The sequence below is a fragment of the Streptomyces sp. NPDC001750 genome (assembly GCF_042892615.1).
Classification (GTDB): Bacteria; Actinomycetota; Actinomycetes; order Streptomycetales; family Streptomycetaceae; genus Streptomyces.
The window spans coordinates 278,796-304,310 of sequence record NZ_JBIAUE010000001.1 but is presented as its reverse complement, the minus strand read 5'-3'; the positions used below and the strand labels follow the sequence as shown (position 1 = coordinate 304,310).

22 protein-coding genes and 1 pseudogene are annotated in these 25,515 nt (G+C 71.6%); 10 read left to right on the top strand and 13 right to left on the bottom strand.

The annotated features are described in order from the left end of the window. Positions 1-90 precede the first annotated feature (90 nt). Positions 91-681: a 2'-5' RNA ligase family protein gene (locus ACFYY6_RS01340; protein ID WP_351523232.1), complete on the top strand. Its 591-nt coding sequence runs from the start codon at positions 91-93 to the stop codon at positions 679-681. A gap of 76 nt (positions 682-757) precedes the next feature. On the opposite strand, the gene ACFYY6_RS01335 is transcribed toward ACFYY6_RS01340, so the two are convergent. Beyond that, positions 758-1,669, bottom strand: a complete 912-nt coding sequence (locus ACFYY6_RS01335; protein ID WP_351523234.1) for an SDR family NAD(P)-dependent oxidoreductase — start codon at positions 1,667-1,669, stop codon at positions 758-760. 125 nt (positions 1,670-1,794) lie between these two features. Continuing rightward, positions 1,795-3,252, bottom strand: a complete 1,458-nt coding sequence (locus ACFYY6_RS01330) for an FAD-binding oxidoreductase (protein WP_351523236.1) — start codon at positions 3,250-3,252, stop codon at positions 1,795-1,797. Between the two features lie 151 nt (positions 3,253-3,403). Between ACFYY6_RS01330 and ACFYY6_RS01325 the strand changes: the two genes are divergently transcribed. After that, positions 3,404-4,372: a YihY/virulence factor BrkB family protein gene (locus tag ACFYY6_RS01325; RefSeq protein WP_351523238.1), complete on the top strand. Its 969-nt coding sequence runs from the start codon at positions 3,404-3,406 to the stop codon at positions 4,370-4,372. Here the strand turns inward: ACFYY6_RS01325 and ACFYY6_RS01320 are convergent. Further along, on the bottom strand, positions 4,320-5,594 hold the full coding sequence (locus ACFYY6_RS01320; RefSeq protein ID WP_389191183.1) for a D-alanyl-D-alanine carboxypeptidase family protein: 1,275 nt from the start codon (positions 5,592-5,594) through the stop codon (positions 4,320-4,322). The two genes, ACFYY6_RS01325 and ACFYY6_RS01320, sit on opposite strands and share 53 nt — an antisense overlap. A 121-nt stretch (positions 5,595-5,715) precedes the next feature. Here ACFYY6_RS01320 and ACFYY6_RS01315 point away from each other — a divergent pair, with 121 nt between their 5' ends. The 5 genes and pseudogenes from ACFYY6_RS01315 to ACFYY6_RS01295 all read left to right on the top strand — a co-directional run bounded on the left by ACFYY6_RS01315 (position 5,716) and on the right by ACFYY6_RS01295 (position 12,699). Then, the gene (locus ACFYY6_RS01315; RefSeq protein WP_079185888.1) at positions 5,716-5,961 is read left to right on the top strand and encodes an SCO4848 family membrane protein; all 246 of its coding nucleotides are present in this window, start codon (positions 5,716-5,718) and stop codon (positions 5,959-5,961) included. Positions 5,962-5,991: 30 nt separating this feature from the next. Continuing rightward, positions 5,992-7,456, top strand: a pseudogene (locus ACFYY6_RS01310) (metallophosphoesterase). A gap of 190 nt (positions 7,457-7,646) precedes the next feature. Then, positions 7,647-9,203, top strand: a complete 1,557-nt coding sequence (locus tag ACFYY6_RS01305; RefSeq protein WP_389191180.1) for an ABC transporter substrate-binding protein — start codon at positions 7,647-7,649, stop codon at positions 9,201-9,203. Positions 9,204-9,339: 136 nt separating this feature from the next. Then, positions 9,340-11,928: an MDR family MFS transporter gene (locus tag ACFYY6_RS01300; RefSeq protein ID WP_389191177.1), complete on the top strand. Its 2,589-nt coding sequence runs from the start codon at positions 9,340-9,342 to the stop codon at positions 11,926-11,928. Between the two features lie 129 nt (positions 11,929-12,057). Next, positions 12,058-12,699: a hypothetical protein gene (locus ACFYY6_RS01295; RefSeq protein ID WP_351523247.1), complete on the top strand. Its 642-nt coding sequence runs from the start codon at positions 12,058-12,060 to the stop codon at positions 12,697-12,699. Positions 12,700-12,733: 34 nt separating this feature from the next. Here the strand turns inward: ACFYY6_RS01295 and ACFYY6_RS01290 are convergent, their stop codons facing one another. The 10 genes from ACFYY6_RS01290 to ACFYY6_RS01245 all read right to left on the bottom strand — a co-directional run bounded on the left by ACFYY6_RS01290 (position 12,734) and on the right by ACFYY6_RS01245 (position 20,572). Further along, a complete protein-coding gene (locus ACFYY6_RS01290; RefSeq protein ID WP_351523248.1) occupies positions 12,734-13,468 on the bottom strand; it encodes a TetR family transcriptional regulator in 735 nt (244 codons plus the stop codon). Beyond that, complete coding sequence (locus ACFYY6_RS01285) at positions 13,462-13,947, bottom strand: DCC1-like thiol-disulfide oxidoreductase family protein (RefSeq protein WP_351523249.1); 486 nt, start codon at positions 13,945-13,947, stop codon at positions 13,462-13,464. The genes ACFYY6_RS01290 and ACFYY6_RS01285 overlap by 7 nt, the downstream gene beginning before the upstream one ends. 7 nt (positions 13,948-13,954) lie before the next feature. Next, positions 13,955-14,386, bottom strand: a complete 432-nt coding sequence (locus tag ACFYY6_RS01280) for a hypothetical protein (protein ID WP_351523251.1) — start codon at positions 14,384-14,386, stop codon at positions 13,955-13,957. Positions 14,387-14,691: 305 nt separating this feature from the next. Continuing rightward, positions 14,692-15,264, bottom strand: a complete 573-nt coding sequence (locus ACFYY6_RS01275; protein WP_351629930.1) for a hypothetical protein — start codon at positions 15,262-15,264, stop codon at positions 14,692-14,694. Between the two features lie 220 nt (positions 15,265-15,484). After that, on the bottom strand, positions 15,485-16,153 hold the full coding sequence (locus ACFYY6_RS01270) for an FxLYD domain-containing protein (RefSeq protein ID WP_351523254.1): 669 nt from the start codon (positions 16,151-16,153) through the stop codon (positions 15,485-15,487). A gap of 273 nt (positions 16,154-16,426) precedes the next feature. After that, positions 16,427-17,185: a succinate dehydrogenase iron-sulfur subunit gene (locus ACFYY6_RS01265; RefSeq protein WP_351524344.1), complete on the bottom strand. Its 759-nt coding sequence runs from the start codon at positions 17,183-17,185 to the stop codon at positions 16,427-16,429. After that, positions 17,185-18,939 (bottom strand): succinate dehydrogenase flavoprotein subunit, encoded by a 1,755-nt coding sequence (gene sdhA, locus ACFYY6_RS01260; protein ID WP_351524345.1) that lies wholly within the window; start codon positions 18,937-18,939, stop codon positions 17,185-17,187. Before sdhA ends, ACFYY6_RS01265 begins: the two co-directional genes overlap by 1 nt. A gap of 31 nt (positions 18,940-18,970) precedes the next feature. Further along, complete coding sequence (locus ACFYY6_RS01255) at positions 18,971-19,447, bottom strand: succinate dehydrogenase hydrophobic membrane anchor subunit (RefSeq protein ID WP_351524346.1); 477 nt, start codon at positions 19,445-19,447, stop codon at positions 18,971-18,973. Between the two features lie 5 nt (positions 19,448-19,452). After that, entirely contained in the window at positions 19,453-19,833 is a 381-nt protein-coding gene (sdhC, locus tag ACFYY6_RS01250) for a succinate dehydrogenase, cytochrome b556 subunit (RefSeq protein ID WP_073781590.1), read from the bottom strand. 208 nt (positions 19,834-20,041) lie between these two features. Next, a complete protein-coding gene (locus ACFYY6_RS01245; RefSeq protein ID WP_351524361.1) occupies positions 20,042-20,572 on the bottom strand; it encodes a 2-oxo-4-hydroxy-4-carboxy-5-ureidoimidazoline decarboxylase in 531 nt (176 codons plus the stop codon). A 456-nt stretch (positions 20,573-21,028) separates the two neighbouring features. Between ACFYY6_RS01245 and ACFYY6_RS01240 the strand changes: the two genes are divergently transcribed. The 3 genes from ACFYY6_RS01240 (at position 21,029) to ACFYY6_RS01230 (ending at position 25,356) form a co-directional block, all read left to right on the top strand. Further along, the gene (locus ACFYY6_RS01240) at positions 21,029-22,630 is read left to right on the top strand and encodes a glycoside hydrolase family 20 protein (protein ID WP_351524347.1); all 1,602 of its coding nucleotides are present in this window, start codon (positions 21,029-21,031) and stop codon (positions 22,628-22,630) included. Between the two features lie 582 nt (positions 22,631-23,212). Further along, the gene (locus ACFYY6_RS01235) at positions 23,213-23,989 is read left to right on the top strand and encodes an RNA polymerase sigma factor (RefSeq protein WP_351524348.1); all 777 of its coding nucleotides are present in this window, start codon (positions 23,213-23,215) and stop codon (positions 23,987-23,989) included. Then, on the top strand, positions 23,989-25,356 hold the full coding sequence (locus ACFYY6_RS01230; protein ID WP_389191173.1) for a hypothetical protein: 1,368 nt from the start codon (positions 23,989-23,991) through the stop codon (positions 25,354-25,356). Before ACFYY6_RS01235 ends, ACFYY6_RS01230 begins: the two co-directional genes overlap by 1 nt. Positions 25,357-25,515: the final 159 nt, after the last annotated feature.

Here is a 25,515-nt window from a genome sequence, read left to right as displayed (position 1 = left end):
ACTGGCGATGGGAAATCCACCGGGCGGATGGCCGAAAAAGGGCTGTTCACCATTGAGGACCACCGACCTTCGAGGATTGAGGAGAACGACGTGGGGACCGTAACGCTCGGCGTTTCGATCGCGGTCCCGGAGCCCTACGGCAGTCTGCTCCAGGAGCGGCGCGCGAGCTTCGGGGATCCTGCCGCGTACGGCATTCCCACCCATGTCACCCTCCTTCCGCCGACCGAGGCCGCCGCGGCCGACCTGCCCGCGATCGAGGCGCACCTCGCCCGGATCGCGACGGCCGGCCGGCCCTTTCCGATGCGGCTGTCCGGGACGGGCACCTTCCGGCCCCTCTCGCCGGTCGTCTTCGTGCAGGTCGTCGAGGGCGCCTCGGCCTGCTCGTGGCTCCAGAAGCGGGTCAGGGACGCCTCCGGGCCGCTGGTGCGCGAGCTCCAGTTCCCGTACCACCCGCACGTGACCGTGGCGCACGACATCCCCGAGCAGGCGATGGACCGGGCGTACGAGGAGCTGGCCGACTACGAGGCCGCCTGGACCTGCGGTTCCTTCGCCCTGTACGAGCAGGGCCCGGACCTCGTGTGGCGCAAGATCAACGAGTTCCCGTTCGGCGGCGGGGGCGGCACGCCCGCCGTGCCCGCGCAGGGCGGCTCCTCCGTGGACGAGCCCTCCCTGCGGTCCTGACCCGTCCCGTGTACGCGCCCGTCCCGGTCCCGCCGGGGCGGGCGCGTACGCATGTCGGACCGGTGGCGTTCGTGCGTCACATCGGCAGGCGTCGGAACAGCGGGCGCGGCACGTGCCGCAGCGCCGACATCACCACGCGCAGCGCGCCGGGCACCCACACCGTCCCCGAGCGTCGTCGCAGCCCCGTCACGATCGCCGTCGCGACCGCGTCCGGCGTCGTCACGAGAGGCGGTGCCTCCAGCGGTGCCGCGGCGATCCGGGAGGCGGCGTCCCCGTACCGGGCGAGCCGTGCGGCCGTGATCCGTGACGGCACGGACTGTGACGGCGCGGACCGCGGCGGCATCGACCGCGAGGTCGTGGGCCGTGGCGTCGTGGGGCGCGGTGCCGCGGGCTCGGCGGGCGTCGCCGTCTCCGGCCGTACGACGCCGGGGCGCACGACCATCACGTGCACCCCCGTGCCGCGCAGTGCCTCTCCCAGGCCCTGGGCGAACGTGTCCAGGCCCGCCTTGCTGGACCCGTAGATGAAGTCCGCGCGGCGGGCCCGCTCGCCGGCCACCGAGGACAGCACCACCAGCGAGCCGTGCCCCTGCGCCTGGAGTCTGCCGGCGCACACCAGCCCGGCGGAGACGGCTCCCGTGTAGTTGGTCTGGGCGACCCGGACCGCGCCCAGCGGTTCCTCCTCGTCCCGTTCCTGGTCGCCCGCGATGCCGAAGGCGAGGAGCACCACGTCGATGTCGCCCTCGGCGAAGACCTTCCCGAGGACCGTCTCGTGGGTCTCGGGGGCGAGGGCGTCGAAGTCGACCGTGCTGACGTCGGCGCCGTACGCGCGCAGCTCCTCCGCGGCCGATTCGAGGGCGGGTGAGGGGCGCCCGGCCAGCCGGACGGTACGGGTGCGCGCGGCGACCAGCCGGCGCGCGGTGGCGAGGGCGATCCTCGACGTGCCGCCGAGCACGAGCAGGGACTGCGGAGCACCGAAGGCGTCCTTCACGGAACACTCCTTGCGGACGGGGATGTGGACGGGGATGCGTACGGGCATGCGGGCGGGCGCGGCCGGGGGCGGCACCGGAGAAGGAACGGGACGGGGCAGGGCGCGGCCGGCCCCGGACGGCCCGGTCAGAGCGACAGGCGCCGCGACAGGTCCGAGCGGAAGGCCCCGTGCGGATCCAGTTCCGCGCGCAGCGACCGGAACTCGTCCAGCCGCGGGTACATGGCGGCGAGCATCTCCGGCCGCAGCCGCGCGTCCTTCGCCAGGCACACCCGGCCACCGGCCGCCGCCACCTCCTCGTCCAGCGAGTCCAGGAACCGGCCCAGACCGGGCAGGGCGGCGGGCAGGTCAAGGGCGAGCGTCCAGCCGGGCACCGGGAACGAGAGCCAGCCCGGGTCGCCGGTGCCGAGCCGCTTCAGCACCGCGAGGGGCGAGGCGCAGCGCCGCCCCGAGATCCGGCGCACGATCCGGCGCAGCGTCTCCTCCTGTCCGTGCCCGACGACGAACTGGTACCGGACGTATCCGGCGCGGCCGTGAAGGCGGTCGAGGTGGTCGAAGCGGTCGAGAAGGCCGACGAGATCGAGGCGGTCGGGACGTTCCGCGCGGTTCGGGCGGCCGTGAGGTGCCGGGCCGTGCGGGCGGTCGAGGCGGCTGCCGTGCGAGGGGCCGTCCATGGGGTGGAAGAACGCGGACAGCCGCTGGAGTTCGCCGATCCGGTAGGACGGTGCCCGGCGGTAGCGGAGTTCGTTGAGAAGGGCCACGGAGGCACGGCCGAGCGGTCCCGCCGGTACGAGGGCGGGGGCGGCGGGCAGCCGTGCCGGGCGGAGGGCGAGAGGTGCGCGCCGGGCGCCCGGCGGGAGCGCGTACGGGGGCGCGTGCTCTCCTCGGGTGAGTACGGAACGTCCCGTCGAGCGGCCCCTCGCCTGGAGGTCGATCCAGGCGGACGAGTAGCGGTAGCGGTGGTCCCCGGAGGAGAGCCGGGCGAGCAGGTCGTCCAGGTCGACGGCCCGTTCGGTGTCGACGGACATCCACGCGCTGCCGACCCGGTGCAGCCGCAGCGTGGCCGAGAGGATCACCCCGGTCAGCCCCAGCCCGCCCGCGGTCGCGTCGAAGAGGGCGGTGCCGGGCCGGACCGTACGGATCTCGCCGTCGGCCGTCAGCAGCTCCAGCTCCCGCACGTGGCGGCTGAAGGAGCCGGAGACGTGGTGGTTCGGCCCGTGGACGTCGGAGCCGATCGCGCCGCCGACGGTGATCCGGCGGGTGGCCGACGTGACCGGCGGGAACCAGCCGAGCGGCAGCAGGACCTCCATCAACCGGTGCAGGCCGACCCCGGCGTCGCAGACCACCAGACCGGCCCCGGCGTCGATGGTGCGGATACGGTTCAGCGCGGTCATGTCGAGCACGGAGCCGCCGCCGTTCTGTGCCGCGTCGCCATGGGCCCGGCCGAACCCCCGGGCGATGGAGCCGCGCGGCCCGCAGCCGCGCACCATCTCCACCGCCTCCTCGTAGGTGCGCGGGCGAAAGCGCAGGGCGGTCGTCGGGGCGGTACGGCCCCAGCCGGTCAGGGACACGGTGTCGACGGACATGACGGTGACCGTATCGCCTGAGAAAACCCATTCGGGGGATTTATCAATGTGCTCACCTATATGGGCGATTCAAGATGTTTCGATACGTTTCAACTCGTTCGCCGGTGAGGGGAGTTTCGGGTTTCGGCGCCCGGACAGGTAGTCGTATGTCATGGACTGGCTGAAGAACCTCCCCGTCATCGGGCCGATCGTCTCCCGGCTGATGGCGACTCACGTCTGGCGCTCCTACGAGACCCTGGAACGGGTCCACTGGACCAGGCTCGCGGCGGCGATCACGTTCATCAGCTTCCTGGCACTGTTCCCGCTGATCGCGGTCGGCGCGGCGATCGGTGCCGCGCTGCTCACCGAGGGGCAGCTCCACCGGATCGAGAACGTGCTCGCCGAGCAAGTGCCGGGCATCTCCGACCAGCTCGGCATCGCGGATCTGGTGGCCCACGCCGGGACGATCGGGGTGGTCGCCGGTGCGGTGCTGCTGTTCACCGGCATCGGCTGGATCGGCGCCCTGCGGGACTGCCTGCGCGCCGTGTGGGGGATCGACGACGTGGACACGGGCAACCCCGTCGTCCGCAAGCTCAAGGACGCGGGGCTGCTGCTGGGGCTGGGCGGGGCCGTGCTGGCGACGCTCGCGATCTCCTCGGCCGGTTCCGTCGCCGTCGGCTGGACCGCCCGGCTGCTGGACATCCCGGACCGGGGCGCGGGCGGTGTGCTGCTCCAGGTGGCCGCCCTGCTCGTGGCGGTCCTCGCCGACTTCCTGCTGCTGCTCTACCTGTTGACGCTGCTGCCCGGTGTGGAGCCGCCGCGCCGCAGGCTGCTGGTCGCCGGGGTGATCGGCGCGGTCGGCTTCGAACTCCTCAAGCTGCTGCTCGGCGGCTACATGCGAGGCGTCGCCTCGAAGAGCATGTACGGCGCCTTCGGGGTGCCGGTGGCGCTCCTGCTGTGGCTCAACTTCACCGCGCGGCTGCTGCTGTTCTGCGCCGCCTGGACGGCGACGCCGAGCAACGGCGAGGAGGCCGGTGAGGACGAGGGCGAGGACAGCGGCGAGGACGACGGAGGGGGCGCCGGGCCCGTCAGTGACGGGAGCGGCGACGCACCAGGTCCGGCAGCGGCCAGCGCCGGTTGATCAGGAACGCCGCTCCGCCCACCAGCGCCACGACACCCGCGGCGATGCCCAGCGCGATCCCGGCACCGCTCCCGCCGCCGTCGGAGGCCGCGGTCCCGGCGGCGTGCGAGGAGCTGTTTCGGCCGTCGCCCGTCCCGTTCGCGGCCGTGGGGCCCTTCCCCGTCCCACTGACGGTGTCGTCCTCCGTACCGGTCCCGGCGGACCTCGGCGGCACCAGCTCGCCGACCGGGGTCACCTTGCCGCTCGCCTCGAAGCCCCAGTCGAGGAGGCTCGCGGCCTCCTTGTAGACGGCGTGCTGCTTCTCGGACGACGGGTTCATGACGGTGACGAGCAGCACCCTGCCGTCGCGCTCGGCGACCCCGGTGAAGGTGTTGCCCGCGTGCGTGGTGTAGCCGTTCTTGACGCCCGCGACGCCCTTGTACGGGGCGACCCCGTCCGCGCCGGTGAGCAGCCGGTTGGTGTTCTGGATCGCGAAGGTCTCGCGCTCCCCGTTCTTCTTCTTCTCGCCGGGGAACTCCGCCTCGGCCGTCGAGCAGTACTCCCGGAAGTCCGCCTTCTGGAGGCCGCTGCGGGCGATCAGCGTCAGGTCGTACGCGCTGGAGACCTGCTCTGGAGCGTCGTACCCGTCGGGCGACACCACCTTCGTGTCGAGCGCCTGCAACTCCTCGGCGTGCGCCTGCATGTCGGTGACCGTCCGGGGGACGCCCCCGTACATCGCGGACAGCGCGTGCACGGCGTCGTTGCCCGAGCGCAGGAACACCCCGAGCCACAGGTCGTGGACCGTGTAGGTGAGGTTCTCCTTGACCCCGACCAGGCTGCTCCCCTCGCCGAGATCGGCGAGGTCCTCGGGCCGTACCGTGTAGGTCCGGGTCTTCGGCTGGAGCTTGGGCAGCACGGTGTCCGCGAAGAGCATCTTCAGCGTGGAGGCGGGCGGCAGCGGCCAGTGCGCGTTGTGTGCGGCGAGCACGTCGCCGTTCTCCGCGTCGGCGACGATCCACGATCTGCCCGTGAGGCCCTTGGGCAGGACCGGCGCCCCGGCCCCCAAGTCGACCTGCGTACCGGCCCGGCTCAGCAGCTCGCCGCCGACCTGCGACATGCCCGAGGGCGGCTTCGGCTTCTTGTCGGAGGAGTCCTTGTCGGCCGCCGATGCCGGATTGACGGCAAAAGCAGACAACATGGCGGCAGATGCGACCGTCAGTGCGATCTTTTTCAGTGCGGGCACGGTCGGAAACGTACAGGGTGAAGATATGAACGCGGGCGCGGATGGCCTGACCCGCCGTATGCTCCGCCAGGACGGCCCACCCCGGGCGACCTCGCCGGAGCGCGGCGGTGATACTGGGTCCATGAAGCTCAGCCGCCCCGTCTCCTGGTTCCTGCTCGCCTTCGGGGTGTGGAGCTGGGTCATCTGGATCACTTTCGTCAAGAACCTGTCGAAGGACGCCAGCGGGCTCGCCTTCGACGACGCGGGTGACCCGACTGCCTACTTCTGGGTGCATCTGCTGCTCGCCGTCACGTCCTTTCTCCTGGGGACGGCAGTCGGGGTGATCGGGTTCCGAGGTCTGCGGGCCCTGCGCCGCGAGCGTCGATAACCGGACGGACGAGCGGCGGGGGAGACGCACATGACCGTGGCGGGTTTCGCGCTGGTGGTGCTCGTGGTGCTCGCGCTGCTGGCAGGAGTGCACCGCTACGTCTGGCAGCGCCTCGTCGGCGACACGACCACCAAGGGCAGCGCCCTGCGCCGGGCCGGCACGGTGGCGGCGTACCTGCTGCCGCTGCTGAGCATCGGCGCCCTGGTCGCCGGGCGCGTCGGCGCTCCCTTCCCGCTCCAGCAGGCGCTGGCCTGGCCGGGCTATCTGTGGCTGGCGGCGGTGCTGTACCTGACCCTCGCGCTGCTGGTGGGCGAGGCGGTACGGCCGGTGCTGCGACGGGTGCTCGCGCGCCGGGACGCCGTACGGGGACGAGGGGACGCCGTACGCGGGCGAGGGGACGGGCGTGCGGCGGACGAGGTCTCGCGGGGCGGGGCGGCGGACGCGGAAGGGGCCCCGGCGGCGCCGGCTGCCTCGGTGGCGGCTTCCCCGGCGACGGAGGGGCCGTCGGCCACGGCTTCCCCGGTGGCGCAGGCTCCCTCGGCCGTGATGGTGGGTGACGGTGACGGCGGCTCCGCAGCCGCGCGCACCGACTCCGGGACTGCCGGCACCGGGGCTGAACACTGACAGCGGCACGGCCGCCCCTGCCATTGTCCCCGTCGCCGCCTCCGCCCTCACGCGTCGCCTGTTCGTCGCGCGGGCGGTCGGGGGTGCCGCCGCCGTCGCCGGGCTCGGCACGGTCGGCCACGGCACGTACGGCGTGCTGCGCGGGCCGCGGGTCAAGCGGGTCACCGTCCCGCTCGCCAGACTGCCGCGCTCCGCGCACGGTCTGCGGATCGCCGTCGTCAGCGACATCCATCTCGGGCCGATCCTCGGCCGCGCCCACACCCAGCGGATCGTCGACACGATCAACCGGACCCGGCCGGATCTGGTCGCGGTCGTGGGCGACCTGGTGGACGGCACCGTCGACGACCTCGGTACGGCGGCGGAACCGCTCGCCGGGCTGGACGCCCGTCAGGGGAGCTTCTTCGTCACCGGGAACCACGAGTACTACTCCGGCGCCGCCCCATGGGTGGACCACGTGCGGGAATTGGGCCTCCACCCGCTGGAGAACGCCCGGGTCGAGATCGACGGATTCGACCTCGCCGGTGTCAACGACATCGCCGGGGAGGCCGAGGGGCAGGGCCCGGACTTCGAGGCCGCGCTCGGCGACCGTGACCCCGCGCGCGCCTCCGTCCTCCTCGCCCACCAGCCCGTCGTCATCGACGACGCCGTCGCCTGGGGCGTGGACCTCCAGTTGTCCGGACACACCCACGGCGGGCAGCTCTGGCCGGGCGACCTGGTCGCCGGACTCGCCAATCCCACCGTCGCCGGACTCGACCGTTACGGCGACACCCAGTTGTACGTCACGCGCGGGGCGGGAGCCTGGGGGCCGCCGGTACGGGTGGGCGCGCCCTCCGACATCACCGTTGTGGAGCTGGCCTCGCTGCGGGTCTGACACTCCGTCGTTGTCTTGTTACAGACCATGTTGAAACCGGCAAGGTTTCAAGTGCCGAACAAAAGGCTATGAGTCCCAGTTTTGGTCTTCCAGATGTGAAAGTCGTGTGATTGGGTGAACGCGAGCATGCGGTGGCCTGCGTGTCTGCGCGCGACACCGAGGTGGGGCTGGTAATAGGGAGAGCACGTCCATGCGGTCGATCCGGGTACGGATTCTCGCGATTTTCGCGGTTTTGGTCATCGCCGGCGTCATCGCCTGGCAGTTGCTCCCCTCCGACGAGGTGAAACGTGATCCGATCCTGGTCGGCACCACGGACGACGTGACCTCGCTCGATCCGGCCGGTGCGTACGACGTCGGTTCCTGGGCGATGTACAGCAACATCTACCAGTCCCTCCTGACGTTCAAGCCCGGCGGGACCGTTCCCGAGCCCGACGCCGCCGAGAGCTGCCAGTTCATCGGCCAGAAGCTCCAGACGTACCAGTGCAAGCTCCGGGACGACCTGCACTTCTCGAACGGGCGCCAGATCACCGCCGCCGATGTCAAGTTCTCCATCGAGCGCATGATCAAGATCAAGACGGATGTCGGTCCGTGGGTGCTGTTCCCGAGCCTGAAGAACGTGGTGACCGAGGGCCGCACCATCACCTTCAACCTCTCCTCGCGCGACGCGACGTTCCCGCAGAAGCTGGCCACCGGAGCCGGTTCGATCGTCGACCGCGAGTCGTACCCGGCGAACAAGCTCCGGACCGGGAGCACCGTCGACGGCTCAGGCCCGTACCTGCTGAAGTCGTATCAGCCGGGCAAGGTGGCCGAGTTCGTTCCCAACCCGCACTACAAGGGTGTGGTGAAGAAGTCCGGTGTGCCGGTCACCGTGCATTACTACAAGGAGTCGGAGGAGCTCCTGGCGGCCTGGAAGGCCGGCAAGCTCGAAGTGACGCACCGGCAGCTGCCGCCGGCCACGCTCGCCGCGCTGAACCCCGGCGACCCCGACCTGCGCATCACCGAGGCGGACAGCGCCGAGATCCGCAACCTCGTCTTCAACGTCCGCCCCGACTCCCCGTTCGCCGACAAGCAGGTCCGGCAGGCGGTCGCGTCGGTCCTCGACCGCGGGCCGCTGGTGACCGACATCTACCAGGGCACCGTCGAGCCCCTCTACTCGCTGATCCCGCAGGGCGTCATCGGGCACAGCACGCCGTTCTTCGACGCCTACCCCTCGCCCGACTCCGAGCGCGCCAAGAAGCTGCTGCAGGAGGCCGGTGCGCAGACCCCGGTGTCGATCGACATCGCCTACGGCCGGGGCGACGAGGCGTACGTCAAGGAGAGCGCCGAGATCCGCCGCCAGCTGGAGAAGGACGGGCTGTTCAAGGTCAGCCTCAAGTCCGTCGACTGGCAGCAGTTCCAGAAGGACTACGCGGCGGGCAAGTACGACGCGTACACCATCGGCTGGGTCCCCGACTACCCGGACCCCGACACGTTCAGCCAGCCGCTCGTCGGCAGCGGCAACAGCCTCCACAACGGCTACTCCAGCAAGAAGATGGACTCCCTGATCTCGTCCACGCTCCAGTACAGCGACCGCGGGCGCACCTCGTCGGACTACAAGCAGCTCCAGGCGCTGGTCGGTGAGGACGTGCCGCTGGTGCCGCTGTGGCAGAAGAAGGACTACGTCCTCAGCAAGACCGCGGTCTCCGGTTCGCAGTACCTCTCGAACGGCACCGGCATCTGGCGGCTGTGGGAGCTGCGGCGGATCTGACGGACGGCGCGGGCGTGCGTGCCGCCCGAGCGGTGCGCACGCGCCGGGCACGCCGCCCGGCCGGACTCGCTGCCGGTTCCTCGGCGGTTCACGGGATGGGGCACCGGCTCCCCGGTGACTGAACTATCGTACGAACGTGGACCAGTTGATCACCGAGGACCCGGCGTACATAGGCCCGTACCGACTGATAGCCCGCCTCGGCGCGGGCGGCATGGGCCTGGTGTATCTCGGCCGTTCGGAAGCGGGCCGGACCGTGGCGGTGAAGGTGGTGCAGGCCGAGCACGCCCAACACCCCGAATTCCGCAAGCGTTTCGCGCGGGAGGTCGCTGCCGCCCGGCGGGTGGGCGGGTCCTGGACGGCGGCCGTGCTCGACGCCGACACCGAGGCGCCGGTGCCCTGGGTGGCGACCCAGTACATCCCCGGCCCCGACCTGACCACCGTGGTCGCCGAGGACTTCGGCCCGCTGCCCGAGCACTCCGTCCGGGTTCTCGCCAACCGCCTTGCCACGGCCCTTGGTTCGGTGCACGAGGCGGGGCTGATCCACCGCGACCTGAAGCCGTCCAACGTGCTGGTGACCGTGGACGGGCCGCGCGTGATCGACTTCGGCATCGCGCGGGCCATGGACAGCCTCGGCCCGGACAGTCTGCACACCCGCACGGGAATGCTGATCGGCTCGCCCGGCTTCATGTCTCCCGAACAGGTGCGAGGGCTCGAACTCACGGCGGCCAGCGATGTGTTCTGCCTGGGCGCGGTCCTCGTGTACGCCGCCACCGGCCGCCTCCTCTTCGGTGCCGCGGAGTCCGGTCTGAACGCGCACCTCTTCCGGGTCGCGGAGGAGGAGGCGGACCTGACCGGCGTACCGGAGTCGCTCGTCGACCTCGTACGCGCGTGCCTGCACAAGGACCCGGCGCGGCGGCCCACACCCGCCGAGGTGGCCGCCCGTACGGCCGCGGACGGGGCGGGGGAGTGGCTGCCCGGTTCCGTGCTGGCCCAACTCGGCCGTCACGCGGCCCAGTTGCTCGACTTCGCGCCGGAGACCCGAGCCGCGCGCCCGGACCCGCGCATCCCGGCCGGGCCCGAGCCCGCCGTCCCGCCCCCGCAGTCCGAGCCCGCCGTCCCGTCCCCTCGGCCCCAGCCCCCGGGGCCCGCCGCGCAGCCGCCCCGGCCGGTCCCGCCGCCCGCGTACACACCGACGGCCTGGGCGGGGTACGGCCCGGTCCCGGCCGGTGTCGTGGGCTCCCTCCCCGGACGGTGGTGGGGGCTGGTGACGGCCGTGCTGGCGCAGATGCTGGTGCTGATCGGCGCGACGACCACGAGCGTGGCGCTGCCGGCCGTCTACGCCGACCTGGGCCTCTCGCCCGACGACATGCGCTCGATGACCGAGGGCAGGGCACTGGCCTTCGGCTTGCTGCTGCTGCTCGGTGGGCACCTGTGCGACCTCCTGGGCCGCAAGCGGGCGGTGGTCGTCGGCCTGGCCGGTTTCGCGGTGGCCTGTGCGGTCGGAGGCTCGGCCGGCTCGGCCGGTGCGCTCATCGGGGCGAACATCCTGCAGGGCGCGTTCGCCGCGCTGCTCTCGTCGGCCGTGCTGGCCCTGGTGTCCAGCGGCTTCACCTCCCCCGGCGAACGCGGCGTGGCCTTCGGGATCTACGCGGTGGTCATCGGCAGCGGCACGGCGATCGGCCTGTTCGCCGGCGGGTGGCTGACCGAGATCCTGACCTGGCGCTGGTGCCTGTACGCCGCGGTTCCGGTGGCGGTCGTCGCCGCGATCGGTACGGCCCTGATCGCGCGCGACCATCCGGCCCGCACTCCGGCCCGTCCCGATATCCCCGGCCTGCTGCTCGGTGCCGTCGGCCTCGTCGCCCTCGTCCACGGCTTCATCGAGGCCGGGGAGCGCGGCTGGACCGACCTCCTGGTCGTGGTCCTCCTCGCGGGCGGGGTCGCGCTGCTGGCGGCCTTCGCGTGGTGGCAGACCAGGGCGGCCGGCCCGCTCCTGCCGCCGTACGTCTTCAAGGACCGCGACCGCTTCGGCTCCCTTCTCGCCCTGGCACTCGCGGGTGTGGGTGTGTTCCTCGTGTGCCTGATCCTGAGCATGTACCTCCAGGGCGCCCTCGGTTACAGCCCCGGTGCGGTCGGCGTGGCCGTGCTGCCCATGGCCGGTGCGGTCGCGATCGGCTCCGTCCTGGTCTCCGCCCTGCTGTACCGCAGGCTGGCGCCCCGCGTCCTGATCGTGTCCGGGCTGGTGTCCGCGGCGATCGGCCTGCTGCTCCTGACCGGCCTCGACGCCGACGGCGCGTACACCACCCAGGTGCTGCCCGGCATGCTCCTCTTCGGCTTCGGCATCGGCCTGGCCTTCATGCCGCTCCTCGCCACCGCGACCGGCGGGATCTCCCCGCAGGACTCCGGCGGGACGGCCGCGGCGGTCTGCGCGGCCCAGCAACTGGGCGGCTGGGCCGGCATGCCCCTGTTCGGCACCCTTGTCGCGGGAGTGGTCTCCGTGCGGATGGGCCACGCGACGGGTCTTCCGGACGGCCTGGCCGAGGCGGCCGAGAAGGGGATCCTGTTCCGCGGGCAGGCGCTTCCGGGGCAGCTCTCCGGCGCCGTGGCGAAGCTGGACGCGGCGGTCCTGGAGGGGTACTCCGTCGTCCTCTGGTGGGCGGCCGGGCTCACCCTGCTCGCGAGCCTGCTCGCCGGGCTGCTGGTCACGGCCAGGGCCCCTGGGCGGTGACACGCCGCCGGTCCGCACGGCCGGGGCCGGTCACGGCCCCGGCCGTGTCCTTTGCCGGGCACCGTCCACGAGAGCGGGCAGCAGACGTTCAGCGCCCCGGGCAGCACCGGGATCGAGGCGACGGTGTGCGTGAGCACCGACAGCACCCGCGCGCAGCCGGGGCAGCTGTCCGCCGGATACGCTCCCGGTATGAAGATCATGGTGGGTGCTCTTGCGGCTGGGGTGGGATTCGGCGCGGCCACCTCGCTCATCAACGCGCTTTCCTCCCCGTACGCGGAGCTCGGCGCCCCTCTTGTCGGCACCGTCTGGGCCGATGCCGCCAAGCTTCTCAGCCTGCTGGTGGACGCCGGTTGGTCCTGGGCCGCGCTGGCGGTGGCGATGGGCTGGCTGGCCGGGACACCGGTCCGAGGCGCGTCGGCCGGGGCCCTGGCGCTGTTCGCCGCCACGGGGGCGTACTACGCGACGGACGCCTTCGCCATGGGGGCCGACACGGACCTGGTCAGGTGGTGGGTGGCGGGACTGCCGCTCGGGCTGATCCTGGGCGCGGTGGGTGCGGCCATCAGGCGGCCCGGACTGATCGGCCTGCTCGCGGCGTTGACGGTTCCGGTGGGTGCTGCCGTGCAGATGGTCGTGCTACCGCCCCGACCGCACCTCACCTTGACCCCGCTGATCGTTCTCGCCGAAGTCGTCGTCTGGACGGGCGCCGTGCTCGGTGCCGGCTGGGCCGTCCACCGCTTCCGGGCCACGAGGCGTGCGGCCGTGACCGGATAGCTTCGCGGGCCGGACGGGGCTCTCGCAACACGCCCTAGGACACGCGTCCGGCGGCGCCCGGCAGGAACTCCACCAGCACCTCGTGGATCTGTCGCACCAGCGGCCTCAGCGCCCGGAAGCGTGACAGGGCGATGGCGCGTGCGGCGATCGGCGCGGCGCGCTCGACCAGGCGGCGGCTGCGCTCGGTGTGCTCCGTGCGGTCGTACACCCAGTACAGCACCAGGCCCATGTGCATCAGCCACATCAACTGTGGCAGCAGCTCGGCCAGTTCGGGATCGGCCTTGGTGTCGGAACCGGCCAGGCAGCGCCGGTGGATGGAGATCGCGGCCTCCCGGGCGGCGACCGAGTCCGCCGAGAACGGGCTGAGCGGACTCTCCGGATCGGCGGCGTTCTTGAAGAACTGGGCGGCGAAACGGTGGTACGGCTCCGCCACGTCCAGCCAGGTGAGCAGGACCCCGCGCACCCGCACCGCGAGGTCCTTGTCGCCGTCCAGGACCGGCCGCACAGCCGCCTCGTGCTCGGCGGCGAGCCGGTCGTAGAAGCCCTGGACGAGGTGTTCCTTGTTCGTGAAGTAGTAGTAGGCGTTCCCGACGGAGACCCCGGCCTCCTGGGCGATGGCCCGCATCGTCGTCTTGTCGTAACCGCGCTCCTGGAAGAGCCGGAGGGCGGTTTCGAGGATGAGTGTGCGGGTCTGCTCGCTCTTGGGGACCCTGGCATCCTTCCCCTGGGACACCCCGGTTTCCTTCACGTCCTTCGCTTCCTTCACCACAGCCCCGAGCGTATCCGCCCCGGTCGGTCCACGGCTCCGCGGACCGTACAGGTGGCGTCCCCGTCCCCGCCGCCGCTTCCGTCGCCGCACGGCCTCGCGGTCAGTGAACGGTACTTCGCGGCGGCGAGCACGGCCGCCCGGGCGAACGGGCGGCCCGCCGGGGTGGTCAGCCAGTGGGACGTGGGCCGGTGCTCGGCCAGCGCCCAGAGGCAGACGATCCAGGCCGACGTCCCCCGGTAGACCTGCCCCAGGTCACCGACCACCGTGATCTCGTCGAGCGTTCCGGCGTGGTCGAGCCGGGGGAAGCGGCGGCGCGCCTCCTCGGACGCCGCCGGAACGAGGTCGAGCGGGACCAACTGGCGCTGCCCCACCAGCCACTGACGCAGATGGAGACAGAGCGGACAGTGCGCGTCGTAGAGCACCGTGAGGCGTCCGACGGGCAGCCGTATCGGCCGCCGGCCGCCCGCATCGGTCGTCACGGCGGGCTCAGGCCGTATGGGTCGGAGCGGCCCAGGGGCCGTCGCCCGGTCCGGTCCAGCCCTGCGGAGGCACCGGCGGGACCTGCTCGCGCTCCATCAGCCCGCGGCGGCGGATCCTGCTGAACACGTAGACGTTCCCGAGGTGCAGCGCGCCGAGGACGAGGAGCACGACGCCGAGCTTCACCGACAGCGCCTCGAACAGCCCGCGGGCGTCGGCGACCCCTTCGCCGCTCCTGAGGTAGAGCGTGACGAAGCCCAGGTTGACCAGGTAGAAGCCGACCACCAGCAGGTGGTTGACGGCATCGGCGAGCTTCTCGTTCCCGTGCAGCACATCGGCGAGGAACGCCTTGCCGTTGCGGCTGAGCGTGCGCGCGACCCAGACGGTGAGCGCCACGCCGATCAGAAGGTAGATGACGTACGCGATGACAGTGAGGTCCATGCCCCACCCTCCTTTGAACGCGTTCAAAAGGTGTTGTCATCGACTGTAGACCCACTTTTGAACGTGTTCAAGCATGCGTGGACCGATACCGGTCGGCATGAAAGGAGGGAGAGGGTCCGGCTCCGGCTGCGAGGGCGGCCCTCGGCCTCGCGATCGCGCACCGGGAAAGTCGGCCGCCGGAACGCCGCGCGCCGTACGGCCCGGTCTCAGGCCGTACGGCGGCAGTGCGAAGGGGGGGCAGGGGCGACGACGGCGCGCGGCGCGCGGTGCGCGGCACTCGGCCTGGCGGTCGCCCCGACGGAACGTCAGGCGCTCATCGCGCGCGCCGAGTTGAGCTGCGCCATCACCCACGGGAAGGTCTCCGGACCGGTCGCCGGGATCATCGTCGAGTGGTGCTTCCCGTCGCTGGTCACCGAGACCTGGATGAAGCCCGTCGTCTTCTTCTCCTTCATCAGGAGGAAGAGCAGACCGACCAGGCAGAGCAGGGCGAAGACGATCGCCAGCACGATCGCGACCGTGGGGATCCGCTCCTCGGTGTGCGACAGGTCCGTGGCGGACCACACGGCGCCCTTGAGCGGCATGGTGCCGACCGGCGTGATGATCTGGTCGTTCACGATGGTGATGTCCCCGAGCGCCAGCAACGGGGCGCCGGCCACCGGCGTGCCCGGCTGCGCATAGCCGGGACCGGGCACCATCGGCTGGGCCGCGGGCCCCGGGGGGTAGCCGTAGGCGGGGCCGGGCTGCGCGGCGGTTTCGGGCAGCGGCTGCGGGTACCCGTAGGCCGGAGCCCCCGCACCGGCGGGCCCGTTCCCCTGCCCGCCCGGTTGGGGAGGGCCCCACTGGTACGAGTCGTCCGCGTGCGGATTCGGATCGCTCAACGTTCCCCGCTCTCGATCAAGCCTGTGCCCCGGGCTCTGTCGCGCCGGCAGCGGCACACCGGTGTCCGTTCCGCACGACCGTACCGCCCGAACCGGAACCGCGCAGCAAGCGGTCCCGCATCCGGCGGGACCGGTTCGGACACGACCGGTTCCGCCGGGTACGTCCGGCCGGATGCGGTCCGGCCGGATGCGGTCCGGCCGGACACCGGCCGAATCGTCGTCACCCGGCCGACGGGTACCGGGTCACATCCGTCACCTTGCACTTCGTGTCCGCCGGAGAGTCGCCCAGCCCCTGCGCCTTCTGCGTCGACTTCTGCCCCGGGGCCAGGTTGTTCGCCGCGGCCATTCCCTCGGCCACCCGTGTGCCGGACCCGTCCACGAACTCCACGGTCACGATGTAGTTCGACTTCACGTCGCTGTGGTTCATGATCTCCACGTCCACGGACGGCCACTTGGTCAGATCGTTGACCTCGCACTTGGACAGCTTCACGTCCGCCGCGGCGTCCGCCTTCGCGCCGTTTTCCTTCTCGGCGGGCTTCTCGGCGCGGGGCTTCTCCCCGGAGGGGTCGTCCTTCGCCGGTGCGTCCTTCCCGGGGGCCTCGTCCACCGACGACTCCCCCGAGGAACTGCTCTCGTGCACGGTCCCGTTGCTCACCACGGACACGACCAGGGCCCCGCACCCGCCGAGCAGCACCAGGCCGCCGAGCACGGACAGGGTGATGATGAGCCCGGTCCGGCGCTGCTTCGGCGGCGGCACCGGCGCGCCCCATCCCGGTCCCTGCGGGTAGGGCTGCTGCTGGTACGGCTGCTGCGGGGACGGGCCACCCCACTGCGGAGGCTGCTGCGGTTGCTGCGGCTGAGGGCCGGGCGGCGGGAAGCCCTGAGACATGCGTGATCCCCCCAAAGGATGCTGGCGTGAGGAGACACGCTACGTCCTGGCCGGAACATGCCGCATCAGAAGTGCCGGAATCGTGACGGAACTGTGCAGGTCGTGGCTTCTCGCACGGGGCGTGGCTTCTTGCCCGGAGGTCGCCTCTCGCGCGGCCGGGGAAGGGGCGGGCGGCTCCGTGCGGTGTCCCTGCGGCCGGTACGGCGAACGGCCCCGTCCCGCGCAGAGGCGCGGGACGGGGCCGTGGGAGACGGCGGTGCCGTGAGCGGCCGGTCAGAAGCGGCGCGTGATCAGCGCCCGCTTGACCTCCTGGATCGCCTTGGTGACCTCGATGCCACGCGGGCAGGCGTCCGTGCAGTTGAACGTGGTGCGGCAACGCCACACGCCGTCACGGTCGTTGAGGATCTCCAGGCGCTGCTCGCCACCCTCGTCGCGCGAGTCGAAGATGAAGCGGTGCGCGTTGACGATCGCCGCTGGGCCGAAGTACTGGCCGTCGTTCCAGAACACCGGGCACGAGGACGTGCACGCGGCGCACAGGATGCACTTGGTGGTGTCGTCGAAGCGCTCGCGGTCCTCGGCGGACTGCAGGCGCTCGCGGGTCGGCTCGTTCCCCTTGGTGATGAGGAAGGGCATGACGTCGCGGTACGCCTGGAAGAACGGCTCCATGTCGACCACGAGGTCCTTGAGGACCGTGAGGCCCTTGATGGCCTCGATCGTGATCGGCTTCTCCGGGCTGATGTCCTTGATCAGCGTCTTGCAGGCGAGCCTGTTCTTGCCGTTGATCCGCATCGCGTCGGAGCCGCAGATGCCGTGGGCACAGGAGCGGCGGAACGTCAGCGTGCCGTCCAGGTCCCACTTGATCTTGTGGAGCGCGTCGAGCACACGCTCCTTCGGGTCGATCGTGATCTGGAAGTCCTGCCACTCGGCCTCTTCGGAGACCTCGGGGTTGAAGCGGCGGATCCGGAAGGTCGCCGTGATGTACGGCGAGGCGGCGGACTGCGTCTCGACCTTGTCCAGAGTCGGGGTTGCCATCAGTACTTACGCTCCATCGGCTGGTAGCGGGTCTGGACGACCGGCTTGTAGTCGAGCCGGATCGACTCGGTGCCGTCGTCGGCGACCTCGCGGTACGCCATGGTGTGGCGCATGAAGTTGACGTCGTCGCGGTTCGGGTAGTCCTCGCGGTAGTGACCGCCGCGCGACTCCTTGCGGGCCAGCGCGGAGACCGCCATGACCTCGGCCAGGTCGAGCAGGTTGCCCAGCTCGATGGCCTCCAGGAGGTCGGTGTTGAACCGCTTGCCCTTGTCCTGGATGGACACGTCGTGGTACCGCCTGCGCAGCTCGGCGATCTTGTCGACGGCCGTCTTGATGGTCTGCTCGGTGCGGAACACCATCACATTGGCGTCCATGCACTCCTGCAGCTCCTGACGGAGCGCGGCGACCCGCTCGGAGCCCGTCGAGTTGCGCAGCCGCTCGATCTGCTCCTCGACCAGCTGCGCCGGGTTCTCCGGGAGCGGCACGAAGTCGCTCTTGGCGGCGTACTCGGCGGCACCGATGCCGGCGCGGCGGCCGAACACGTTGATGTCGAGCAGCGAGTTGGTGCCCAGGCGGTTGGCGCCGTGCACGGACACGCATGCGACCTCGCCGGCGGCGTACAGGCCCGGGACGACGGTGGTGTTGTCGGCCAGCACCTCGCCCTCGACGTTGGTCGGGATGCCGCCCATGGCGTAGTGCGCGGTCGGCTGGATCGGGATCGGGTCCGTGTAGGGCTCGATGCCGAGGTACGTACGCGCGAACTCGGTGATGTCCGGGAGCTTGGCGTCCAGCTGCTCCGGCGGCAGGTGCGTGAGGTCGAGGTAGACGTGGTCGCCCTCGGGACCGCAGCCGCGGCCCTCACGGATCTCCGTGTAGATGGAGCGGGAGACGACGTCACGGGACGCGAGGTCCTTCATGACCGGCGCGTACTTCTCCATGAAGCGCTCGCCGTCCTTGTTGCGGAGGATGCCGCCCTCACCGCGGGCGCCCTCCGTCAGCAGGATGCCCATGCGCCAGATGCCCGTCGGGTGGAACTGGAAGAACTCCATGTCCTCCAGCGGCAGACCGCGGCGCCACGCGGCGGCCTGGCCGTCACCGGTCAGGGTGTGCGCGTTCGACGTCACCTTGAAGAACTTGCCGGTGCCGCCGGAGGCGAAGATGATCGACTTCGCCTGGAAGACGTGGATCTCGCCGGTCGCCAGCTCGTACGCGACGACGCCCGAGGACTTCGTGACGCCGTCGACGTCCTGGAGCAGCAGGTCGAGGACGTAGAACTCGTTGAAGAACTCCACACCCTCCTTGACGCAGTTCTGGTACAGCGTCTGGAGGATCATGTGGCCGGTGCGGTCCGAGGCGTAGCAGGACCGGCGGACCGGGGCCTCGCCGTGGTTGCGGCTGTGGCCGCCGAAGCGACGCTGGTCGATGCGGCCCTCGGGCGTGCGGTTGAACGGCAGGCCCATCTTCTCCAGGTCGAGGACCGAGTCGATGGCCTCCTTCGCCAGGATCTCGGCGGCGTCCTGGTCGACCAGGTAGTCGCCGCCCTTGATCGTGTCGAAGGTGTGCCACTCCCAGTTGTCCTCCTCCACGTTGGCCAGCGCGGCGGCCATGCCGCCCTGCGCGGCGCCCGTGTGGGAGCGGGTGGGGTAGAGCTTGGTGAGCACGGCGGTACGGCTGCGCTTCGTGGACTCGATGGCCGCGCGCATGCCGGCGCCGCCGGCGCCGACGATGACGGTGTCGTACTTGTGGATCTGCATGATTTCCTCTGGTCCCTCTGGCCCGGCGCGCCTAGCGGATGTTCGGGTCGAAGGTGAAGATCACCAGCGTGCCCAGCAGGACGGTGAACACCGTGGCGGTGTACAGGAGCATCTTCAGCCAGAAGCGGGTGTTGTCCCGTTCGGCGTAGTCGTTGATGACCGTACGCAGGCCGTTGGCGCCGTGCAGCATGGCCAGCCACAGCATCCCCAGGTCCCAGATCTGCCAGAACGGCGAGGCCCAGCGGCCCGCCACGAAGGCGAAGCCGATCTTGGTGACGCCGCCGTCCAGCACCAGCTGGATCAGCAGGTGGCCCAGGACCAGGACGACCAGGACGATGCCCGACAGGCGCATGAAGAGCCAGGCGTACATCTCGAAGTTGGTGCGCGAACCCTTGGGGGTCTTGCCGGTGCGCTTGCGCGGCGGCTCGATGACCGGGGCCGGGTTGTCGACGTCGTAGAGGCTGACGCCCTCGACGGAGCCGATCGCGGCGGAGGACTCGGTGGACATGGGCCTCAGCTCCCGAAGACTTCGCGTACGGCGTGACCGAGGACCGGGTACAGGGCCCCGACCATCAGCACGATCCAGATGCCCACGACGGACCAGAGCATCTGCTTCTGGTAGCGCGGGCCCTTGGCCCAGAAGTCCACGGCGACGATGCGCAGACCGTTGAGCGCGTGGAAGAGAATGGCGGCCACCAGGCCGTATTCGAGCAGCGCGACGATCGGCGTCTTGTACGTGGCCACGACGTCGTCGTACGCCTCGGGGGACACACGGACGAGAGCGGTGTCCAGGACGTGTACGAACAGGAAGAAGAAGATGAGGACACCGGTGACTCGATGAGCCACCCAGGACCACATGCCTTCCCGGCCGCGGTACAGCGTTCCAGCCGGCACGGAAAAACCCTCCGGGAGCGGGGATCGGGGCCGGCCGGCTTGACTGTCGGTCTGACCCGGCCGGGTACGGTCCACCGGCCCCGGCCATCGTAGCGACGGTTTGTCGGTTCGCTCGCGCCGGGGCCTGTGGTGTGATCAAAGTGGCAATCAAACAGCCACGGACGGGCTAGAACGGGACGTGTCGGCACGGCCGGACCGCCCTGTTCCGTTATGAATCCGATATCAGACCGATGATGCGGCCCCGGGCGAGTCGCCTCATCTCGTCGGCCGTGGTGACCCGTTCCTGGTCGGGATCGTGGCCCAGCCGGGCCCGGATCCCGGCGAGCACCTGGTCCGGATGCTCGGCGGGGTCGTACGCGTCCAGGCAGATCACGAAGACGTGCCCGAAGCGGCTCTCGTACGCTGCGTGGGCGGCCCGCAGCGCCAGATGGGCGGAGTGCGGGGCGGTCTCGCGCAGCCCCGGCGCGGGCTCGGCGGCGAGCGCCTCGGCGAGGTCCGCGGGGGGCATGTCGTACCCCGCCTCCTCGGCGGCGGCCAGCAGCGCGCCCGGATCGGGGTACGGGCGGTGGGCGGCCAGCCGCCGCGCCCAGCGACGGCTGCCGCAGCAGGCGAGGAGGGCGGCTTCGGCGTCGGCGGGCGGCAGGGCGTTGAAGCGGGCGAGACCGGGGAAGCGGTGGGGGTCGGTGTTGGGCGCGGACGCGGGGGCAGGTGCCGCCTGGCCGGGGTGCTGAACGGGCAGGGCCGTGCGGATGGCCGGTTGCCGCGGTCTCTCCGGGAGGCCGGCGTGGGACTCGCTGGACCTGGACAGCGTGGTGCTCCTCGGATCAACGGGTTCTGCGCACCTGGAGTCGGTGGGACGGGTGAGACCAGGCGGAGACAGGGTGAAGAGAGAGACGAATGGGCCTCAAAGCTAGCGAGGCCGGGCAACAGTCGTATGACGGATACGCGAACTTCACCCGGACGGGAGAGTTTCGGAACGCCTGGGGGACCGTTGGGATGTATCCAAACGTCTCGGCGGCCGTGTTCCAAGGAGCTCGTCGGCGTTTCGCCGTCACGGCGTGTCGTCCGCCCGGCGTTCGTTCGCCGCGGCGACCCGGCCGTCCCGGTGTCTCCCTCCGCGCCATGGAGGGGCGCAGCCCTCCGTTCGCTCCCGACCGCTTCCCCTTTCCTTTCTCATACCGGAGGTTTCTGACCGATGTCGCCCTCACGCGGCGCCCTCGTGACCGGGGCGGTTCTCACCGCGGCGGCTGCCGTGACGGTCGCCGTCGTCGTCTGGCCTGATGGCTCGGGCGGCGGACCGGGGGAGACGGGGGCCCGTACCCCCATCGGCTCCCCGGCCACCCCCTCGCCGAACCGGACCTATCCGCTCTCCACCGCCCCCCGCACCATCCCGGCCGTGCGCGAGCACATCGCGGCGCGCGGCCCGGGCTGGCGGCCCGGACCGGATGCCGGGGTCGTCCTCGCGGGCGGCAGCGGCGCGCTCGCGGACGAGGGCCGGTTGCTCGCACAGGAGCTGAGCATCCACTACCGGGGAGACGTTCCCGCCCGTCCGGGCGACGTGGAGCTGGCCCTCACCCCGGGCAAGGGCACCCCGGAGTCGTACACCCTCGGGGCCCGCGACGGACGGGTCACGATCAGCGGCCCCGACCAGGCCGGTGTCTTCTACGGGACGCGCACCCTGAAGCAGTCGGTGCGCGCCGACGGCGTGATGCCCGAGGGCGAGGTGCGCGACCGCCCCGACCGGCCGCAGCGCGGATTCAACCTCGACATCGCGCGCAAGTACTACTCCGTCTCCTGGATCGAGGACCGGCTGCGCGAGATGGCCGACCTCAAGCTCAACCAGTTCGGCCTGCACTTCTCCGACGACCAGGCGTTCCGCATCGAGTCCGAGACCCATCCCGAGGTGGTGTCGCCGCAGCACCTGACCAAGGCCGAGGTGCGGCGGATCCTCGCCCTCGCGAACCGGCTGCACATCCAGGTCGTCCCCGAGATCGACTCGCCCGGTCACCTGGGCGCGGTCCTGAAGGCCCACCCCGGCCTCCAGCTGCGCAACGTGTCGGGGGTGCCCTCGCCCGGTTCGCTCGACATCTCCGACCCGGGGGCGGCGAAGCTCCTCGACGAACTCCTCGGCGAGTTCACCGAACTGTTCACCGGCCGGTACTGGCATCTCGGCGCCGACGAGTACCTCGCGCTGATGGCGCGGGACCCGGCGGCCTCCTACCCGCAGCTGCAGCGCGCCGCACAGCAGAAATACGGGCCACAGGCCGGTATCAAGGACCTCGCCACCGGCTGGCTCAACGACCGCGCGGCGGTGGTGCGTCCGCACGGCAAGCAGCCCAAGGCGTGGAACGACGGATTCTTCCGGGGCGGCGTCGTCCACGCCGACAAGGACATCGAGGTCGAGTACTGGACGGGCAGGGAGTACGGAGCCCGGCCGCCGGAGGAGTACCTGGGCGAGGGGCGGAAGGTGGTGAACCTCAACGACGAGTTCCTCTATTACGTGCTCGGCCAGCCCAACAACTTCGTCTATCCCACGGGCAAGCGGATCTATGAGCAGTGGACCCCGCTCGTGCTGCGCGGCACCCAGCCGGTGGCGTCGCGCTGGTCCGGCCAGATCCTCGGCGGGCGGTTCGCGGTCTGGGGCGATATCCCGCAGGCCCAGACCGCGGAGCAGGTGGCGGCAGGGGTCAGGATGCCGCTGCGGGCGACCGCCCAGAAGCTCTGGCACCCGGGCAGGCCGACGCTGAGCTGGGACCAGTTCCAGGCGCTGGCGAAGCGGATCGACACGGCGCGCTGACTGGGCCGGACCCGGCGGGAGGAACGGCGGGGCGGGCCAGTCGGGCGGGTCGCCGACGGCGATGAACGCGTGGTGGGGCGTGCGGGTCTGCTCGCCGGTCCTCCCGGTACGCGTCCGGGGCGTACTGGCGGGCCGAGGAGGCGGAGGGGACCGTGGACTCGGCCGGCCCGGTGACGGTGGCCGACGCGCTCGACGTCGTGGCCGCGGTCCTCGCGGTCCTCTTCGTACGGAAGCTGCCCCGGTTCGTACGGAAGCTGCCCCGGATGCGGCGGGAGCGGGCGGCACTCGGCGGGGAGCCGCTGCCCTCCGTCCTGCCGCGCGGGGCGGAGAACGAGGACGACCGGGGCCGCCACCCCCCACAGGAGAGGCCCCGGTCGTCTTCCACGGGGCCGCAGGACGACCCCGTATTCCACTCAGCGCCGCCGCGGCGATTTCTGTCACACCGCACTCTGTCCGAAGAATGTTGCAGGTTGTACAAGCCGTGGACGTACTCACGCGTAAGGTCGTAGCGTGCTGACTCGCGCAGGGTGACGCGGCAGTGATGACCAGCTGCTATTCAAGACAGCAGGGCAGGTTGAGGGAGTGCTGGGGGACGACGCTGAGCTGACTGCGGCCGTACTCGCGGCGCAGGGCGGGGACGAAGATGCCTTCCGTACTGTGTACCGCGCCGTGCAGCCGCGATTGCTCGGCTACATACGGACACTCGTGGGGGAGTCGGACGCCGAGGACGTGGCGTCCGAGGCGTGGCTGCAGATAGCCCGCGACCTCGACCGCTTCAGTGGCGACGCGGACCGGTTCCGCGGCTGGGCGGCGCGCATAGCCCGCAACCGCGCCCTGGACCATCTGCGGATGCGCGGCAGGCGTCCCGCCATAGGCGGCGACGAATCGGAGCTCTCGGACAGGCCGGCCGCCTCCGACACCGCCGACGAGGCGATGGAGGCCCTGGCCACCGGCAGCACGATGTCGCTCATCGCCCAACTGCCGCAGGACCAGGCCGAGGCCGTGGTGCTGCGCGTGGTCGTCGGACTGGACGCCAAGAGCGCGGCGCAGACGCTGGGCAAGCGGCCGGGTGCGGTGCGCACCGCCGCGCACCGGGGGCTGAAGAGGCTGGCCGAGCTGCTGCGTGTGAATGGTGCGAGCAGTGTGAACGGCGTGGGCGGCGAGGGCGACGGAGAAGCAGGAGGAGCGGGGGGAACGGAACAGGCGGACCACGCTCGCGCGGATGATCCGGCGGGCCAGGGCGCGACGGGCCGGACGACGGAGCTCGGTGCCGTGCCCGCCCAGCGTCCCGCGCACCAGGGGCTGGCGGCCCCGGCCGGTGTGACGCATACGCGTCCTTGGACGCAGAAGGACATGTGATGGCCGACGAGCGGTACGAATGGCTTGACGAGGACGCGGCGGAGCACCTGCTTCGCGGCGAACCGGTCGCTTCCCTCGACGGTCACCAGGCTGCGGAGGCGCAGGAGCTGGCGGCGGCACTGGAGGCCGTCGCCCGGACCGCCCGCCCGGCCGCCGGCGAACTGCCGGGCGAGGCCGCGGCGCTCGCCGCCTTCCGCGCCGCCGCGCGCTCCGCGTCTTCCGTGCCCACGAACGCGGGCGATCTCGCCACGAGCACGGAGACGTCGGAGCACGCCGAGGTCACCGGGCACGCGGAGGAGGCGGGCGAACCGGTCACGGTCGGCGTGCTCGACCCCGTCCGTATCCACTCCGCCACCGGCGCATCCGCTTCGACCGCCCCGTCGGCCGCGGGCTCCCCGGCGGCGGGCCGCGGCCGTGCCCGTGCCCGTTCCCCGCGCCGGAACAGACCCGTGCGGTTCGGTCTGGTCGCCTCCTTCGCGGGCTGCGCGCTCGGCGGGGTGGCGATGGCCGCGAGCGCGGGCATGCTCCCCGGGCCGTTCGGCGGCCACGCCCCCGCGCCTGCGAGTTCCGTGTCGGCCGACGCGTCTCCCGACGCGGTCGGCTCACAGGACATCACCGGCACGCACCCGCCCACCGATCCGCCGGTCTCCCCGGACGCGCCGCCCTCCGCGCCCCGGACCGGCTCCTCCGCCCCCGACGACCGGGACGCCGACGGGAGCGGCGAGGACGCCGACCCCGGCAGCGGCGACGGCCGGACGACCGGCCGCGGGCCGGACGGCAAGGCGTCCGAGAAGCCGGGAAAGGGGACCTCCGGCCGCTGGTACGCCGAGGCGAAGCGGGCGTGCCGGGACTACCGCGACGGCGACCTGGACGACGACGGCAGACGCGCCCTGGAAGCGATGGCGAAGGGTGCCCGGAACCTGGAGCGGTTCTGCGACCGGATACTCACCAAGGACGAAAAGGGGCGGAACGGGCAGGGCGGGCAGGGTGATCAGGACGGGCAGGGCGGGTCGGGCGACGGCGACCGCACCGCCGAGGACAGCGACGACGACGGTCAGGGCCAGGGCGAGGGTGTCGCGAACGAGCGGAGCGTGGGGAACGGGCGGGGCGAGGGGAACGGGCGGAACCAAGCCTTCCCGGCGGCCCGGTTCACCACCGCTCCGAAGCGGCCGTCCGTGACCCCGACTCCGCGGCGCCCCGCGCCCCGGTACCCGTCACCGTCCGCCTCGCCCTACGTGGCACCGCCCCCCTCGCCGTCCACGATCCCGTCCTCGGCGTACCGGGCGGCGGATGGTCCGGCGGCCGACTCCTCGGGCCACGGGCCGTGCGCACGGGGCTGCGGCAGCGACGCCCACCACCAGGTGTGACGTTTTTCGAGGCCGTGACGCAGTACTGAATGCCGACTGGTCATCGGCAGCGCGACGAGCCGAGGTTCCCCCCGTACCTGTGGCTCAGCGCATCGGCGCGGGTGGGACATGTTCCCCCTGTCCCGCCCGCGCCACCCCGCTTCCGGCCGAGGACTACGG

Coding starts and splice junctions, on each gene's coding strand:
- ACFYY6_RS01330 (WP_351523236.1), bottom strand. CDS start 3,252: ATGTCCGTCGACACCGTGTCCCTGACCGGCTGGGGCCGTACCGCCCCG.
- ACFYY6_RS01305 (WP_389191180.1), top strand. CDS start 7,647: ATGCGGTCGATCCGGGTACGGATTCTCGCGATTTTCGCGGTTTTGGTC.
- ACFYY6_RS01255 (WP_351524346.1), bottom strand. CDS start 19,447: ATGTCCACCGAGTCCTCCGCCGCGATCGGCTCCGTCGAGGGCGTCAGC.
- ACFYY6_RS01240 (WP_351524347.1), top strand. CDS start 21,029: ATGTCGCCCTCACGCGGCGCCCTCGTGACCGGGGCGGTTCTCACCGCG.
- ACFYY6_RS01315 (WP_079185888.1), top strand. CDS start 5,716: ATGAAGCTCAGCCGCCCCGTCTCCTGGTTCCTGCTCGCCTTCGGGGTG.
- ACFYY6_RS01230 (WP_389191173.1), top strand. CDS start 23,989: ATGGCCGACGAGCGGTACGAATGGCTTGACGAGGACGCGGCGGAGCAC.
- ACFYY6_RS01265 (WP_351524344.1), bottom strand. CDS start 17,185: ATGGCAACCCCGACTCTGGACAAGGTCGAGACGCAGTCCGCCGCCTCG.
- ACFYY6_RS01280 (WP_351523251.1), bottom strand. CDS start 14,386: ATGGACCTCACTGTCATCGCGTACGTCATCTACCTTCTGATCGGCGTG.
- ACFYY6_RS01270 (WP_351523254.1), bottom strand. CDS start 16,153: ATGTCTCAGGGCTTCCCGCCGCCCGGCCCTCAGCCGCAGCAACCGCAG.
- sdhA (WP_351524345.1), bottom strand. CDS start 18,939: ATGCAGATCCACAAGTACGACACCGTCATCGTCGGCGCCGGCGGCGCC.
- ACFYY6_RS01325 (WP_351523238.1), top strand. CDS start 3,404: ATGGACTGGCTGAAGAACCTCCCCGTCATCGGGCCGATCGTCTCCCGG.